This window comes from Chitinilyticum piscinae (genome assembly GCF_015223195.1).
Taxonomy (GTDB): domain Bacteria; phylum Pseudomonadota; class Gammaproteobacteria; order Burkholderiales; family Chitinibacteraceae; genus Chitinilyticum; species Chitinilyticum piscinae.
This window is the reverse complement of sequence record NZ_JADFUA010000016.1, coordinates 12,721-28,784: the sequence shown is the minus strand read 5'-3', so window position 1 is coordinate 28,784 and position 16,064 is coordinate 12,721. Positions and strand designations below refer to the sequence as shown.

At 54.9% G+C, this 16,064-nt stretch carries 11 protein-coding genes and 1 pseudogene; 9 read left to right on the top strand and 3 right to left on the bottom strand.

Annotation, left to right across the window (positions count from 1 at the left end; genetic code table 11):
• Window positions 1–2: 2 nt before the first annotated feature.
• Entirely contained in the window at window positions 3–2,093 is a 2,091-nt protein-coding gene (gene brxL / locus INR99_RS16750) for a BREX system Lon protease-like protein BrxL (RefSeq protein ID WP_194117485.1), read from the top strand.
• Between the two features lie 9 nt (window positions 2,094–2,102).
• Here brxL and INR99_RS16745 read toward each other — a convergent pair whose 3' ends face one another.
• Window positions 2,103–2,498 carry a lysozyme gene (locus INR99_RS16745; RefSeq protein ID WP_194117484.1) on the bottom strand — a complete coding sequence of 132 codons (396 nt, stop codon included), beginning with the start codon at window positions 2,496–2,498 and terminating at the stop codon, window positions 2,103–2,105.
• Window positions 2,499–2,641: 143 nt separating this feature from the next.
• Between INR99_RS16745 and INR99_RS16740 the strand changes: the two are divergent.
• The 4 genes and pseudogenes from INR99_RS16740 to INR99_RS16725 all read left to right on the top strand — a co-directional run bounded on the left by INR99_RS16740 (window position 2,642) and on the right by INR99_RS16725 (window position 6,114).
• Window positions 2,642–3,857 (top strand): annotated as a pseudogene (locus tag INR99_RS16740) (Mu transposase domain-containing protein).
• Window positions 3,850–4,647 (top strand): IS21-like element helper ATPase IstB, encoded by a 798-nt coding sequence (gene istB / locus INR99_RS16735; protein ID WP_194117483.1) that lies wholly within the window; start codon window positions 3,850–3,852, stop codon window positions 4,645–4,647. The pseudogene INR99_RS16740 and the gene istB overlap by 8 nt, the downstream one beginning before the upstream one ends.
• A gap of 709 nt (window positions 4,648–5,356) precedes the next feature.
• A complete protein-coding gene (locus tag INR99_RS16730; protein WP_194117482.1) occupies window positions 5,357–5,623 on the top strand; it encodes a type II toxin-antitoxin system TacA family antitoxin in 267 nt (88 codons plus the stop codon).
• Window positions 5,620–6,114 (top strand): GNAT family N-acetyltransferase, encoded by a 495-nt coding sequence (locus tag INR99_RS16725; protein ID WP_194117481.1) that lies wholly within the window; start codon window positions 5,620–5,622, stop codon window positions 6,112–6,114. The genes INR99_RS16730 and INR99_RS16725 overlap by 4 nt, the downstream gene beginning before the upstream one ends.
• A 548-nt stretch (window positions 6,115–6,662) precedes the next feature.
• Here the strand turns inward: INR99_RS16725 and INR99_RS16720 are convergent.
• Window positions 6,663–7,064 (bottom strand): type II toxin-antitoxin system VapC family toxin, encoded by a 402-nt coding sequence (locus tag INR99_RS16720; protein WP_228098411.1) that lies wholly within the window; start codon window positions 7,062–7,064, stop codon window positions 6,663–6,665.
• Between the two features lie 8 nt (window positions 7,065–7,072).
• Window positions 7,073–7,303: a type II toxin-antitoxin system VapB family antitoxin gene (gene vapB / locus INR99_RS16715; RefSeq protein ID WP_194117479.1), complete on the bottom strand. Its 231-nt coding sequence runs from the start codon at window positions 7,301–7,303 to the stop codon at window positions 7,073–7,075.
• 604 nt (window positions 7,304–7,907) lie between these two features.
• Here vapB and INR99_RS16710 point away from each other — a divergent pair.
• From INR99_RS16710 to INR99_RS17605, 4 genes are all read left to right on the top strand, one after another.
• Window positions 7,908–8,159, top strand: a complete 252-nt coding sequence (locus tag INR99_RS16710; protein WP_194117478.1) for an AbrB/MazE/SpoVT family DNA-binding domain-containing protein — start codon at window positions 7,908–7,910, stop codon at window positions 8,157–8,159.
• Window positions 8,153–8,503, top strand: a complete 351-nt coding sequence (locus INR99_RS16705) for a type II toxin-antitoxin system ChpB family toxin (RefSeq protein ID WP_194117477.1) — start codon at window positions 8,153–8,155, stop codon at window positions 8,501–8,503. The genes INR99_RS16710 and INR99_RS16705 overlap by 7 nt, the downstream gene beginning before the upstream one ends.
• A 1,661-nt stretch (window positions 8,504–10,164) precedes the next feature.
• Complete coding sequence (locus INR99_RS16700; RefSeq protein ID WP_194117476.1) at window positions 10,165–15,309, top strand: RecQ family ATP-dependent DNA helicase; 5,145 nt, start codon at window positions 10,165–10,167, stop codon at window positions 15,307–15,309.
• A gap of 290 nt (window positions 15,310–15,599) precedes the next feature.
• Entirely contained in the window at window positions 15,600–15,863 is a 264-nt protein-coding gene (locus INR99_RS17605) for a hypothetical protein (protein WP_228098410.1), read from the top strand.
• The last annotated feature ends 201 nt before the right edge of the window (window positions 15,864–16,064 follow it).

Below are 16,064 nucleotides of genomic sequence, written 5' to 3'. Positions count from 1 at the left end.
CTATGGACGAACTCGACCAAAAATTAAACGCCACGTTCGACGGCAAGGTGCTTCGCAAAGACCTGCTGCATCGAATCAAAAAAGGCACCAACGTCCCGACGTTCGTCCTGGAGTTCCTGCTTGCTAAGTATTGCGCCAGCAACGACCAGGCGGAGATGGATGCCGGCATGGAAGCCGTGCTGTCGTCGCTGCAGGAGAACTACGTACGGCCGGACGAGGCTAATGCCGCGCAGTCCAAAGTCGCCACCAAGGGCAAGCACCGGTTCATCGACAAGGTTCACGTTCGCTACGTCGAAAAAGAAAAGCGTCACTGGGCATCGCTGGAAAACTTCAACTCGCAACGCATCGCGATCGGCGAGAAGTTCTACCGCGACAACGACAGGCTGCTGGAAGGCGGCATTTGGGCCGAAGTCACCCTGGCGCACAACGACATCGATGAAGACGACTACGCGTTTTCTATCGAGGACCTGCGCCCGATCCAACTGACCCGCTTCGACTTCGACCGCTACGCAGAAGGCCGGGCAGCGTTCACTCGCGATGAGTGGATCGCGGCGGTTTTGCGCTCCGTCGGTTTGGAACCCAGCAAGCTCTCGAAGCGCGTGCAGATGCACTTCATCGCCAGGTTGGCTGCGCTGGTTGAGCCCAACTACAACTACATCGAGCTGGGGCCACGCGGCACCGGCAAGTCCTATTTCTTCAGTGAGTTTTCGCCCTACGCCACTTTGATCTCTGGCGGCCAGGCGACCAAGGCCACGCTGTTCTATAACAACGCGCGCCGCAAGGTGGGCCTGGTCGGTTTCTGGGATACGGTCGCCTTTGACGAAGTCGGCGGCATCAAGGTGCGCGATCCGGACACCATCCAGATCATGAAGGACTTCATGGCCAACGGGCGCTTTTCGCGCGGGGCTGAGGTTATTGCTGATGCCAGTTTGAGCTTCGTTGGCAACATCGACGTGTCCGTGCAGCAGGTGGTGAACTCCAACGAGCACGATCTTTTCCAGCCCTTGCCGCCAGAGCTCGACTTGGCTGTGATGGACCGTTTCGCTGCCTATATCCCGGGCTGGGAGATGCCGAAGAACAGTAGCGAGTTTCTGACGAGCAACTACGGATTCATCACCGATTACTTGGCCGAGGCCTTCCACTACCAGTTCAAGCACACGAATCGGTATGAGGAAGTGAGCAAGCGCATTCGGCTCGGCAAATCAATCGAGGGGCGCGACGAGAAAGGTATCAAGAAGACCGTCTGTGCGTTCTTGAAGGTACTGCATCCGAATGGACCGCCGACGGACGAGGAGTTCGAGGAGTACGTGGCCTATGCCACCGAGTGCCGCCGCCGCGTCAAGGAGCAGATGAACAAGCGCAAACCGGATGACGAGTTTGCCCGGATCAATCTGTCTTACTTCAAGGCCAGCGGTGAGGAGGTGGTGGTCTTCTGCCCTGAGTCCAAGGATGCATCGGCAACACAGGAGCCAGCTCGCCGTCGCTTGAATCAGGCGGATGGGCAGCCTGCAGAGGTGATTGCGGTGCAACCCACTGAGCAACCGGTGCCTGCTACTACGGAATATCCAGCAGTACCGGCACCGATATCACCGGCCCCTATTGTAATTTCGCTGCCACTGGTCGAACTCAAGGAACAGCACTTCACCATTCTCTATGGCGATACCGGGTACAGCTATGAGTCGATCATCGGTCCGTATCTGCAGGGTGCGAAGTCCGTCGTGATCGAGGACCCGTACATTCGCTTGCAGCACCAGATTCAGAACTTTGTGCGCTTCTGCGAGACAGTGCTGAAGGCTGGAACCGTGAAGAAGATCAGCCTGATCACCGGCTACGACGACAAGACCCAGTTGGCCGACATTGCAGAGAAGCTTGATGAACTGAAGCAAAGCCTGCTGGAGTTGGATGTCGAGCTGGAGGTAAAGCTCAACCCGAACATGCACGATCGGGAGATTCGTATCGACAACGGCTGGGTGATCAAGATTGGCCGGGGTCTGGATTTCTTCCAGAAGCCCGGAGGTTGGTTCGAGGTGGGCGCGAATGATCTGAGCTTGCGCAAGTGCCTTGAAACGAAGGTGGATATCTTCCGAGCGTAAATCGGCAGGTCAGAGAATCAGAGCAACCTCCGCTTCCCGCCGAGTCACCAGTCCGGGCAGCACCTTTCCGCCCCCATAGACCCACCGGCGCAGCTCCTGGCCCGCAGCAGTCCAATCCCGCTGATTGACGCGCCGTCGCAGCGTCGATGTCTGCAACCGCCCAGCGCCGAGGTTGAAGGTGAAATCCACGATGGCAGCGAGCCTGCTATCTGGCTCTGTGGCCAGCACCGGGCAGTAGCGCAGCGTCGCGGCGAGTGCAGTCTGCAGATCCCGCGCCAGATAGACCTCTGCTTCTGCTTCCGTGATTGGCGGGTGCTTGGGGGCGCAGAGATGGCCGTAGCCAATCGTCCAGAAGCCTGCCGGGCAGATGTAGGGCACGGCGGTGATCTCGATTCCACGCTTCACCCTGCGCTCGAACCCCTCGAAGCGCTTGGCCTGTACATACGCATTGAAAATTACCCAGTTTTAGCGGGTTCTGCTCACTGCAAATTACCCAGGGTGTTCAATCCATCTGCTGAATTTTTCAGCAGGAGAACGGAGTGATCACCATGAAAGAACTGGGAATTATCCGCCGGCTGTTTTACCGCGACCATCTGTCCTTGTCCGAGATCGAACGCCGTACCGGACTGACGCGAAAGACGATTCGGCGCTGGCTCAAGGCGGCCGAGGGAACCGCGCCGACCTACCGGCGCAAGCGCATCACCGACAGCAAGTTGACGCCGTTTGCTGAGCAGCTGACCAAGGCACTGGAAACCGACCTGCACCGGTCCAAGCGCGAGCGGCGTAGCGCGCTGAAGCTGTTTGCCGAATTGAAGGCAGAGGGATATACCGGCAGTTACAGCCGGGTCACCGACTATATCCGGCAGTGGCGAGCCCAAGGCGGAGCAACACGGGTGCGTGCGTTTGTGCCGCTGCAGTTTGAACTGGGCGAGGCCTTCCAGTTTGTTCGAACCGGATTTCTGCAATGTGGCGTCGGGCTGGGAAAAAGGCGTGGTCGAGAAAAACGTGCAGGACAGCCGTTCACGTATCTGGCAGGAGGCGGCCAAACACCGCTTCAGCAGCTTTACGGCCTTGAATGCCTGGCTGCTGGAGCACTGCCGGATGCTGTGGCAGCAACTGCGGCATAGCGACGGATTGACGCTGGCCGAGATGCTGGAGCTGGAGCAGCCTTATCTGATGCCGATGGTGGCAGCGTTCGACGGCTATGTGGAAACGCTGGGCAAGGTGAACAGCCTGAGTCTGGTGCACCTCGACCGCAACCGCTATTCGGCACCTTGCGAATTGGCAGGGCAACTGGTTGGCATTCACATTTATCCGGAACGGATTGATCTGGTGGCACTCGACCGGATTGTGGCCAGTCATGAACGCCGGTTTGGTAGTCATTACACGCAGTATGACTGGCAGCATTACCTCCCGTTGCTGGAGCGCAAGCCAGGCGCCTTGCGCAATGGCGCTCCCTTTGCCGATCTGCCCGATGTCTTGCAGCGCTTGCGCCGCATCCTGCTCAAGCGCGAAGGCGGAGACCGGTTGATGGTCAAGGTGCTGGCGACGGTCCCGCATGCTGGCTTGGAGGCGGTACTGGTCGCCGTTGAACTGGAGCTGGAGTCTGGAGCTCCGAGTGTCGAACACATTGAGAACGTGCTGAGCCGGCTGAAAGCTGGCCCGATGCCGGAGCCGGTACCAACGCCGCTCATGGTTAGCGATGCACCGCAAGCCGATCCGCAGCGTTACGACCAGCTGCGAGCGGAGGTTCGTCATGCATGATGTCGCGGCACAACTCAAAGCACTGCGCCTGTATGGCATGGCGGATGCCTGGCAGGAACTGCTCGCCCACAACCCGCAAGGCAGTAGTATCAGCAGCTCCAGCTGGCTGATCGAGCACTTGCTGCGCGCCGAGGAAACTGATCGGGCGATGCGCTCAATCCGCTATCAGCTGCATTCTGCCAAATTCCCGGCCCATCGCGACCTGGCCGGCTTCGACTTCAGCCAGTCCCGGGTTGATCGCACGCAGATCGATGATCTGGCCAGTCTGAGCTTTACCGAGCAGGCTCATAACGTGGTGCTCATCGGAGGAACGGGCACCGGCAAGACGCACCTGGCCACTGCGCTGGGGGTGTCAGGAATCACCCGTCACAGCAAGCGCGTGCGCTTTTACTCGACGATTGACCTGGTGAATCTGCTGGAACAGGAGAAAGCTGCCGGCAAAGCGGGACGACTGGCCTTCAGCCTGCTGCGCATGGATCTGGTCATTCTTGATGAACTGGGCTACCTGCCGTTCAGCCAAGCCGGTGGGGCTTTGCTGTTCCACCTGCTGTCCAAGCTGTATGAGCACACCAGCGTGATGATCACCACCAACCTGACCTTTGGCGAATGGGCAACGGTCTTTGGTGATGCCAAGCTGACTACGGCACTGCTGGATCGGTTGACGCATCACTGCCACATCATCGAAACGGGCAACGAGTCCTACCGATTCCGGCATAGCAGTGACAGTGCGATGGAGCGGATCAAAGCCCGGGAAGCGCTTCGGGTATCAGGAGACCCCGAACCATTCTGAGCGATCAACCCGGGAGCAGGTTACCGCTCCCGGGTATGCTGAAGGCGTAAATGAGCTAGACTTATCCACAGCTGCGGTCATGAAAACTGCGGCCATACCCCTGGGTAAAATTCGATGAGCACAGCTGGGTAATTTTGGATGCGCACAGACACGGGAGTGCCCTAGGTCGGTCCAAGTGGCGCAGAACGGTGGTATTTGGTTGCCTATGCCCTGAATGACTGGTTGGGTCGAACAACAACAGAAGGCGGGTGTAGTTGGACAAACAGTGAGGACTGCCCAAGCATTTCTGCTGTAAAACTCGTTCGGCAAGTCAAGAAGTAACGCCATGATTTATATGGCAAATGTAAAACCATGCTTCCGGACTTCACTTTTTGGGTGGGGCTGAGAGATGACATATGAAATGGCCGGCACAGAGATCAGTAGCCCGCCGATCCGGATAATTTTTGCTGTAAGCAGTCCGGAAGCCTTGCGCCACAAGGCTTGTAGCGGCGGGGCTGGACAAAGAAAAACCCCAACTGAGAACAGTTGGGGTTTGTGTATTGGTGGTCAATTCGGGAACCGAACCCGCGTCCAGGCTCCAACGCAGATACGAAAGCGTTGCACCTTAGTCCTCGGTTTAGACGATTCGGCCGCCTTTGAATGTATTGACAACAGCTATACGCGTAACTACCATTTGTGTATCTATTGTATACACGTAAGGAGCCTTGCCATGCGTGCCGCCGCCATCAATCTACGAGCTTTGCCAGAGCAGCGCGATCTCATCGATCACGCAGCCCACCTGTTGGGCAAAAACCGTTCGGACTTCATGCTGGAGGCCGCCTGCGAGCGGGCTCAGTCCGTTGTGCTCGATCAGGTCCACTTCTCGCTGGATCCCGAGAAATTTCAGCAGTTTGCTGACTTGCTTGATGCGCCACCTCAGCCCAATACTGGGCTTGAACGGCTGTTGGCACTGAATCCTGCTTGGAGCAAGGCATGAGCCTTGATCTTGTCGCGCCACAGCCACTGACGTCAGATCATCAATGTGCCAACTTTTCCTGTGGTGAGCCGGTGCTTGATGAATGGCTCAAGCGCCGGGCGATGGCCAATCAGGTTAGCGGAGCCAGTCGCACTTTCGTCGTGACTGATAAAGAGCGCCGTGTGTACGGCTACTACTCAATGGCAGCTGGTGCTGTGTCCCATCAGCTGGCTACAGGCAGTGTGCGCAGAAACATGCCCGATCCTGTGCCCGTCATGGTCTTGGCCAGGCTTGCGGTCGACACCCGAGCCCAAGGCATCAAGCTGGGGGGCTCACTGCTGCAGGATGCCGTCAACCGTGCGGTGAACGTAGCGCAGAACACGGGCGTTCGTGCTTTACTCGTACATGCCCTACATGAGCGCGCCAAGCTGTTTTACGAGTATTACGGCTTTCAGGCATCTCTGGTTGATCCGCTGGTACTGATGCTGCGCTTGAGCCATGCCACGCCGTAATGCCTGCGCCCAACGCTGTTCCGTATCTTCGCTCTTATTCGATAAGAACGAAGATACGGAACATCAAACGGCCGAGCTTGGCTTCGAAGGCGAACAGCGTTGTCATGGGGTGTCAAGACTTGGAGAAAAGCACTTTTGCAAAACACTGCACTTAACCTCGATCCGGCTGGCCGAGCCGGCAAAGTGGCTTGGTGCGAGCCTGATGCTGGGTCGCGCAAAGACCGCACTTAACCACCGGCCTGGCGAGATAGAATCTGGCGCAAAGCCCTGTAAATGCAAGAGAAAAGCACCTCCAAGCCTTTTGCAAAATACTGCACTTAACCCCCTTGCAGCGGTCTGGCCAGTTCGCGTCGGGATATGAGAACTTCTGCAAAATACTGCACTTAACCTCGCTCCGGCTGGCCGAGCCGGCAAAGCGGCTTGGTGCGAGCCTGATGCTGGGGCCGCGCAAAGACCGCACTTAACTGCGGAATATGGTTACTCGTGACCACCATTTCTGGCGTTCGTGAACACGGCGCTGAGCTCTCGTGACCATCCTGCTTGCCAGATTAATGAACCCAATCTTCAACTTTCAAACTTTGCACTCGGCTGAACTCGCGAAGATTATTGGTGACGAGAATACAGTCGTTGGCAATAGCGTGCCCGGCGATTGCCGTGTCATTTTCCCCAATGGGCGTACCCGCCGCTGCAAGTGACTGTTTGACGGATACCGTCGCGTCTACGGCATGGCAATCCCACGGCAGAATGTCATCAATACGGCGGATAAATTCGTCTACCAGTATGGAATGCTTTGGCGATGCCTTTTTGCCAATCTGGCCATAGCGCATTTCAGCATAGGTGATGGCGGAAATGACAATCCGGTTCTTTCGACTCACCTCGTGAGCCAGGCGCTGTAAAATCGACTCAGGGCGTTCGCGCATGATGAACGAACAAATGCACGTATCCAGCATGTATGTAATCACAATACAAACCTACCTTCATCACCCACAACAGGCGAACGGTCTTGCAGAAAATCATCATCTGCTTTGGGTTGATCAGCAAAAGACAGCCAGCTTGGGCGCAACGGGCGTAGTGTGATGGAATCGCCATTTTTGACAATTTCCAGCTCGGATACACCTTCGAACTCCATGTCTTTAGGCAGGCGAACAGCCTGATTCTTGCCATTCTTGAAAATAGAAACGGTGCGCATTGGAAGCTCCTTGGCATGCATATGATTTACATATGCACATCATACGCCATCTGGTTGGGCATATGCAAGACATATGGGTAGCAACGATACTGCTCACCATGAACAGCAGGCTGATCACACCTGATCAGCGATGCGGTCACGAGTGATCAGAATGGGTGATCATTTGCGCCAGAATCCGCACTTAACCACCGGCCTGGCGAGATAGAATCTGGAGCAAAGCCCTGTAAATGCTAGATAAAAGCACTTCCAAGCCTTTTGCAAAATACTGCACTTAACCCCCTTGCAGCGGGCTGGATGATGCGCGTCGGGATATGAGAACTTGTGCAAAACACTGCACTTAACCTCGATCCGGTTGGCAGAGCCAGCAAAGCGGCTTGGTGCGAGCCTGATGCTGGGTCGCGCAAAGACCGCACTTAACCACCGGCCTGGCGAGATAGAATCTGGCGCAAAGCCCTGTAAATGCCAGGGAAAAGCCATCATGAACCCACTACAGGCCGCCGTGTGCGGCCATTGTTTTGAGTGGTTATAACAATGTTACAACGTTTGGTTGACGCAAACAGGCGCGGGGTTATAACATTGTTATAACTATTAAGGAGAATAGTACATGAAACTCCAGCTCAGAAAATTCGGTAACAGCACCGGGCTCATCCTGCCAGCACCCGTCCTCCAACAACTTCATGTCAGCGCTGGCGATAAACTTAGCGCTGAGCTGAATGGTGACGCGCTGGTGATTTCGGCTGCACGGCCAAAATACGCCCTGGATACCCTGTTGGCACAATGCGATCTGTCTGCTCCGATGCCATCCGACCTGCAAGCATGGCAGGACGCTACAGCGGTGGGATGTGAAGCATGGTGAAGCGTACACGCTTTGAGCGCGGGGATATCGTGCGTGTGAACCTGAATCCAACCGTGGGCCGTGAGCAGCAAGGTGATTTTCGGCCCGCGTTGGTGTTGTCCACGGGTGATTTTAATGCCCTTGGCATCGCCTTGATTGCGCCGATCACTCAGGGCGGTGATTTTGCCCGTTTCGCTGGTTTTGCTGTTCCTCTCACCGGAGCCGGCACCGAGACGCAAGGTGTGGTGCTAGTGAATATGGTTCGCACAATGGATTTGGAAGCCAGGCAGGCGAAGAAGATCGAGCAAACCCCGGAGTTCATCGTACAAGACGCTCTGGCACGCTTGCAGACCATCCTCGATTGACATCCTCCCCTCCCTCTCGCCTATGGCTCGCCGCCTTTAGGCGGGAAGGAAGGGGATTCCTACGGCGTTCAGGCCCTCGCCTGACTCACTTCGGCGGACTCCTGCTTCACCGAGCGGCCTGATTGCACCAGCTCTCCACAGGCTAACAAGCACTGTTCGCGCTCTAAAACATTGATCGCGCCGACCACATCGGCGTGATTTTTGTAGCCACATTGTTAGACCTGAATCCGTTATGAGGCCACTCATTACCCGATATTTCGCAAAACAACAGGCCTGGCACTCCCCCCCCTCATGAGTTCTGGAAAACCGATACGAAAATAGGCCGACCGACCTCTACCCCCCTTCTGAGTTCCGGAAAACCGATACGAAAATAGCCAAAACGGCCACCTGGCCGCCTTCGAGTTCCGAAGAACCGATACGAAAATAGCCAAAACGACCACTTGGCCGCCTTCGAGTTCCGAAGAACCGATACGAAAATAGCCAAAACAGCGACCTGGCCGCCTTCGAGTTCCGAAGAACCGATACGAAAATAGCAAAACAGCGATCTGACCGCCTTCGAGTTCCGAAGAACCGATACGAAAATAGCAAAACAGCGATCTGGCCGCCTTCGAGTTCCGGAAAACCGATACGAAAATAGCCCAAACGGCCACCTGAGCACCTTGAGTTCCGAAATCCGCTACAAACCCATATCCCGAATCACCGATACGAAAATAGCAAAACAGCGACCTGGCCGCCTTCGAGTTCCGAAGAACCGATACGAAAATAGCAAAACAGCGATCTGGCCGCCTTCGAGTTCCGAAGAACCGATACGAAAATAGCAAAACAGCGATCTGGCCGCCTTCGAGTTCCGGAAAACCGATACGAAAATAGCCCAAACGGCCACCTGAGCACCTTGAGTTCCGAAATCCGCACCCGAATCACCGATACGAAAATAGCAAAACAGCGACCTGGCCGCCTTCGAGTTCCGAAGAACCGATACGAAAATAGCAAAACAGCGATCTGGCCGCCTTCGAGTTCCGAAGAACCGATACGAAAATAGCCAAAACAGCGACCTGGCCGCCTTCGAGTTTCGAAGAACCGATACGAAAATAGGATGATCCGCCTCCCGCCCCCCTCAGATCTCCGGGAAACCGATACGAAAATAGGCTGACCGGCGCGGCATCTCATTGCACGATAGCTTTTCGTGGAACCCGGGCGCACTCGGTGTTGTTACCAAGGAGGTCTTATCAGGCTGATGATGCCGTAGCTAATTTCATATCGCGACGTGCGTCACTCGACCCGCCGCAAGGGGGGTTAAGTGCAGTATTTTGCAAAAGGCTTGGAAGTACTTTTCTCTAGCATTTACAGGGCTTTGCGCCAGATTCTATCTCGTCAGGCCGGTGGTTAAGTGCGGTCTTTGCTCGAAACCAGCATCAGGCTCGCATCAAGCCGCTTTGCCGGCTCGGCCAGCCGGATCGAGGTTAAGTGCAGTGTTTTGTACAAGTACTCATATCCCGACGCTCATCACCCGAGCCGCGGCAAAGGGAGATCTCCGGGAAACCGATATGAAAATAGGCTGATCCGCCTCCTGCACGCCCGCAGGCTGTCCTGTGGCTGTGTTCATATCTCTGCAATAAGGTATGCTTGGCGTAAGCCAATCGTATCGATGCCATGAGCGTAGTATGTCCGCATCATTGACCCCCAAATGCCTGATTTTTGATCTTGAAACCGTCCCGCAAACTGGGAGCGACGAGGAGAAAATCATCAAGATCGGCGCATTACGACCGGACACCCTGAAAGACCTCGAACGTAAGACGAATAATCAGAACTTACTTCCAGCGCTCTCCGAGCTGGATAGCCTATCCGAAGGGGCCAGTTTTGTCCTTGGACATAATATCCTGGCACATGACCTGCCGATCTTGCAGCAGCGGAGACCAGATCTGCAGCTATTGCAGCTACCTGCAATCGATACGCTCCGTCTTGCGCCACTCGCCTTTCCCCAAAATCCTTATCATCGACTGATCAAAAACTACAAACTGATCAGAGATAGCATCAATTCACCGCTTGCTGATTGCCGTGCCACCTATTCGCTGTATCAAGATCAATGCCTGGCTTTTGACAAGCTCGCTGCAAATGATAAAAGCGAACTGCGGGTCTACCATGCCTTGACAGCCCCTAATCCGGGGCCAGGGCTGGGCAACTACATGCTTTATCTCGCAGGGAAACCCGCCCCTGGTTTGACAGAACTTCGCAGACTCATTCCCAATCTACTACAGGAATCAGATCCAGCAGTACAGCGCACTCTGAAGGTCTGTGTTACCCGACTGCAGCAACTCCTCGAGCAGGACCTTACCAACAAAGCGATGCATTGGGCGATTGCTTATACCTTGGCTTGGCTAAGAGTCTCCGGTGGCAATTCGGTATTAGCTCCCTGGGTACGACATCAGTTTCCAGCTGTCGCGAGGCTGATCCATGAGTTGCGTGACATCCCCTGTGGCAGTTCGGAATGCTCCTATTGCCAGTCAATCCATGACCCTCGTCATGAGCTCAAGCGCTATTTCGGCTTTGATCATTTCCGCAGTGAACCCCGCAATTCCCAAGGCGGTAGCCTCCAGGAGGATATTGTGCTGGCCGGGATGCAGGGTAAACATGTGCTTGCAATTCTGGCCACAGGCGGCGGCAAATCTCTCTGCTATCAACTGCCAGCGCTGAATCGCTATTACAGGAATGGCGGTCTAACCATCATCATCTCGCCCCTGCAATCCTTGATGAAGGACCAGGTTGACGGCTTGCTCAAACGAAACGTGCACAGCGCGGCTGCTCTCAATGGGCTGCTTACTATGCCGGAGCGGGCAAATGTGCTGGAAAAGATCCAGATGGGTGACATCGGTATCCTACTTGTGTCACCCGAACAGTTCCGGAACAGGGCTTTTCGTAACGCCATCGAGCATCGGCAGATCAATGCCTGGATCTTCGATGAAGCGCACTGTCTCTCTAAGTGGGGCCATGACTTCCGCCCGGACTACCTATACGCCGCACGTTTCATTCGTGAATTTTCCAGCCATGGTGAGTTGGCTCCGATCGGCTGCTTCACTGCGACAGCGAAGCTGGAAGTGCTCGATGATATCCGTGACCACTTCAAGCGTGAACTGGACGTGCAGTTCGTAGAGTTCATCGGTGGTCATGAACGAACCAACCTGGATTTCAGCGTGATCCAGGTCCATCGATCAGAGAAATGGTCGGCAACCCACCGTTTGCTGACGGACACACTGGAACATTCCCCAGGCGGTGCAGTGGTGTTTGTCGCACGCCGCAAATCCGCCGAAGAACTGGCGGAGTTCCTCAAGTCGCAACGCTGGGCTTGCGAACATTTTCATGCGGGGCTTAAGCCCGAGCATAAGAAAGAAATCCAGGAATCCTTCATCGCCGGCGCCTTGCGCGTGATTGTGGCAACCAATGCCTTTGGCATGGGCGTCGACAAACCGGATATCCGCTTGGTGATTCACGCAGAGATACCGGGCTCCCTCGAAAACTACCTACAAGAGGCGGGTCGCGCTGGACGTGATCAGCATCAAGCAGAATGTGTACTGCTGTATGACCCGGATGACATCGAAACCCAGTTCGGCATCACTGAACGCTCGAAGCTCAGCAAAACCGATATTGATCAGATTCTCAAAAAACTGCGGAATTCCGCCAAACGGGTCAAGGATGGAAAGGTCATCATTACTGCAGGCGAAATTCTGAACGATCAGTATGTGCATACCAGTTTTGAAGCCGATGATCGCGACGCCGAGACCAAAGTTGCAACAGCGGTTGCCTGGCTCGAACGTGGGCATTTTCTGGAGCGAAACGAAAACCACACGCAAGTTTTCCCAGCCAAACTTCGCTTTACCAGCATGGAAGAGGCGCAAGCGCGCCTTGCCAAGGCCGATTTGTCAGATCGACGCCGGCAGGAATACTCCTCGGTACTATCCATTCTCTATGCAGCCGAGGCAGACGAACGCGTCACCACAGATCAGTTGATGCAGCATACCGGCCTGACCCAGGACGAGGTAACCGCAACGCTTCGTCAGTTGGAAGAGCTGGAATTGCTGGTGAACGATACACAAATTACCTTGTACGTTCATGCAGGCATTGCGAATGGATCGCTGCAACGGCTCGAACGTTCCATCAAGCTCGAGAAAGCGCTTTTCAGTTTGCTGCGTGAGTATGCTGCCGATGCCGATCTTGGTGAGTGGCAAGTCTTGAATATTCCGGAATTGACCACTCGCCTGCGGGAAGAGACACAAGAAGAAGTCATCCCACTGCATGTGTCTCGATTGCTCAATGCCTTGTCCTCAGACTCGGATGACTCTGGAAAATATCGCGGTAGCTTTGAACTTAAAGGGTACGCGCAAGACTCCGTCAAAATCCGTATCAAGGGCACGCGCACTTGGTCAGATATTGAAGAAATGGGCGAAAAACGCCGCCTGCTCGCTCTGAAAGTAGTGGACTACTTACTCAAATGTGTCGAAGGCCAACGTGGCAAGGATCTCTTGGTCGAGACCACGCTGGGTAGCTTGGTCGGAATTATCGAATCTGATCTCGAATTGTCGACCATCGTGCGACCAGATAGGCGCCAACCAGCCATACAACACGTACTGCTCTACCTGCATCAAGAAGAAGTACTGGCATTGAATCATGGGATGACCGTGATGCGGCGGGCGATGACCATTCAGGTCAATGACGAACAAAACCGGCGTTACCAGAAGGATGATTATGATCCCCTCGCCGAGCACTACAGCGAGCGGCGGATCCAAGTGCATGTCATGCGCGAATATGCAGAGATTGCACTTAAGGAGATGGCCGATGCGCTCCGGTTGGTCATGCACTATTTCACCTTACCGAAGCGGGATTTCCTCAAGCGCTACTTCTCAAGCAAGAAGGAAGTGCTAGGCCTTGCGACCAGCGAGTCTTCCTGGCGCAAGATCATTGACCCACTCAATGAGCAACAACGCGCCATCGTCTCGGATGAAGAGGATCATAATCAGCTCGTTCTGGCTGGTCCCGGCTCAGGCAAAACCCGAGTCATTGTCCATCGGGTCGCCTACTTGCTGCGCGTCAGGCGCATTCCAGCGCAAAGCATCATTGTGCTTACCTTCAACCGCCATGCTGCCAATGAAGTGCGCAAACGCCTGTATGCTCTTGTGGGCGCTGATGCCTTTGGATTGACCATTCTGACCTATCATGCAATGGCCATGCGCCTGATGGGCGTAAGCTTCAAAACCAAAGACCGCGTGGATGAGCACGAACTGGCGCAGGTTATTCAGCAGGCTGTTGCCTTGCTCGAAGGCTCACGTGAAGCGATGGGCGAAGATGAACTCAGGGATCGTTTGCTGCAGGGGTATCAGTACATCCTGGTGGATGAATATCAGGATATCGACGACTGGCAATATCGGCTGGTCTCGGCATTGGCAGGACGGAATCAGGATCCGGAAAACAAGTTGACCATCCTGGCGGTCGGCGATGATGACCAGAATGTGTATGCGTGGCGCAATACCAGCAATCGCTACATTGAGCAGTTCCAGCAAGACTATCAGGCCAGGACTGCATTTTTGGTCAGCAACTATCGTTCGACACGACACATCATTGCCGCTGCCAACAGCGTTATCGCACACTGCAATGCCCGCTTGAAAGCTGAGCACCCGATATGCATCGATCCTCTGCGCCAAGCCTCGCCACTCGGAGGACGTTGGCAGTCACTCGATGGTGAACGACAGGGGAAGTTGCTGCTACTTCAGTTACCTTCGGATGATCTGGGTAGTGGCAATGTGCAATGCCAGGCAGTGATGAACGAGCTAAACAGACTACTGCAACTGGATCCGGAAAGTAGCTGGACTGATGGTGCCATCCTCGCCCGCACGCATGAGTACCTCCATCCTTTCCAAGCCTGGTGTGAACATCACGGGATTCCCTATGTGCTGGCCGCCGACAAAAACAACCAGTTACCAATTACACGGCAGCGTGGCTTTGTTCTTGCAGTGGATCGGCTTCGCGAACTTGCTCAACAAGACATAGCAACCACCGATGCCATCCGAGTGATGAAGGATGGCAGCGATGATCCTGAGTGGCTTACATTCTTCGACTCAGCAGCAGAACAACTCAAGGCTGAATTTGGTGACTGTACTCTGGCGATACCTCTGCTCGTGAATTGGCTCTATGACTATGCTCGGGAATGCAGACACTCAGGGAAACGAGGTCTCTATCTGGGGACAGTCCATTCAGCGAAGGGCCTCGAATTCAAGCATGTCGCTATGCTGGATGGCGCCTGGAATGAGGCATCGGATGAGGAACGACGGCTGTTCTATGTGGGAATGACCCGAGCAATGGAGACGTTGACGCTATGCAAGTTTGAACAGCATCGGCACCCTTTCATCAAAGCGCTGAATGGGTACGAAATGCTCGTTCGTCCTCAAGCCTTTACTCCCCTCCCCCAGCTCAATCTGCGCTATCACCAGCTTAGCCTGAAAGAAATTGATCTTGGATTCGCGGGTCGACACCATTCCACCGATGCGATCCATCAGCACTTGAGTGGCTTGCGCGTTGGGGATCGCTTGACACTGCGCACCGAAACCAGTGGCCGCTGCCAGTTCATCAACCAAGAGGGGGAGGTTGTTGGTCGAAGTTCGAAGGCATTCAAGCCACCAGAGCATCTGCATGAGATTGAAGTTTCTGCGATTCTGCTGCGAAATAAGGCCGATCTAGAAGAGCAGTATCAAACAAGTTGCAAAGTTGAGCGCTGGGTTATTCTCGTCCCAAGACTTATTTGTACATCCGCCACAGTGTGAAACAGCGTGCAAAAGTGACCAGGTTTCTTGGATCAGCGTCTAATTTTGACCACCCAGGGTGTGCCACACTTCCGCCCTTTGGGCGGAGGCCAACCAGGGGTGCTTTGCATGGAAACTATCGGCAAGATCCGCCGCCGACATAAGGTCAGGTAACCTCAAGCAGCAGCGTGTCGCACGCCTTCGTGCCGCGGTCCTTTGCGCCCAGCGAGCTCGGCCAGTTCGACTGAAGTTATGAGCAGGTTGTCCTCGGTGGCGTTTCCGAGACGATCAACCTGATTTTCGGCGAATGGGTGAATGTGTTCGGCGGCGCCAAGATGATGACGGCGCTACTGGATCTGGTGAAGAAAAGGGACTATTCGCTTCCTGCTGACAGGCAGTCACCGAGCCGAGATTTTCAGGCCCAAGCTTTGGTGGCGAGTATCCTGATGGCGATAGTCATTGCAGATAAGGGGTTCGATTCCTACCAGTTCGTGAGGTGGCTTGAGGAGCAAAGCATCCAGGTGGTGACCCTTCCAAGGCGAATCGCATCGCGCCGCACCCCTGTGATTTTGTGACCTACAAGGAGCGGCACGTGGTGGAATGCACGTTTGGCAAACTGAAGCACTATCGCCGGATGGCCTTTCGTTTTGAGCAAAAATCCAGTCATTACATGGAGATGCTCGCATTTGCAGCGGTCTTGCTGTGGCTTCGCTGAGATGCGGAAAACATCAACAGAACCTAGGCAAAATTGCTAGCGGAAGTCTGACCATGTGCCG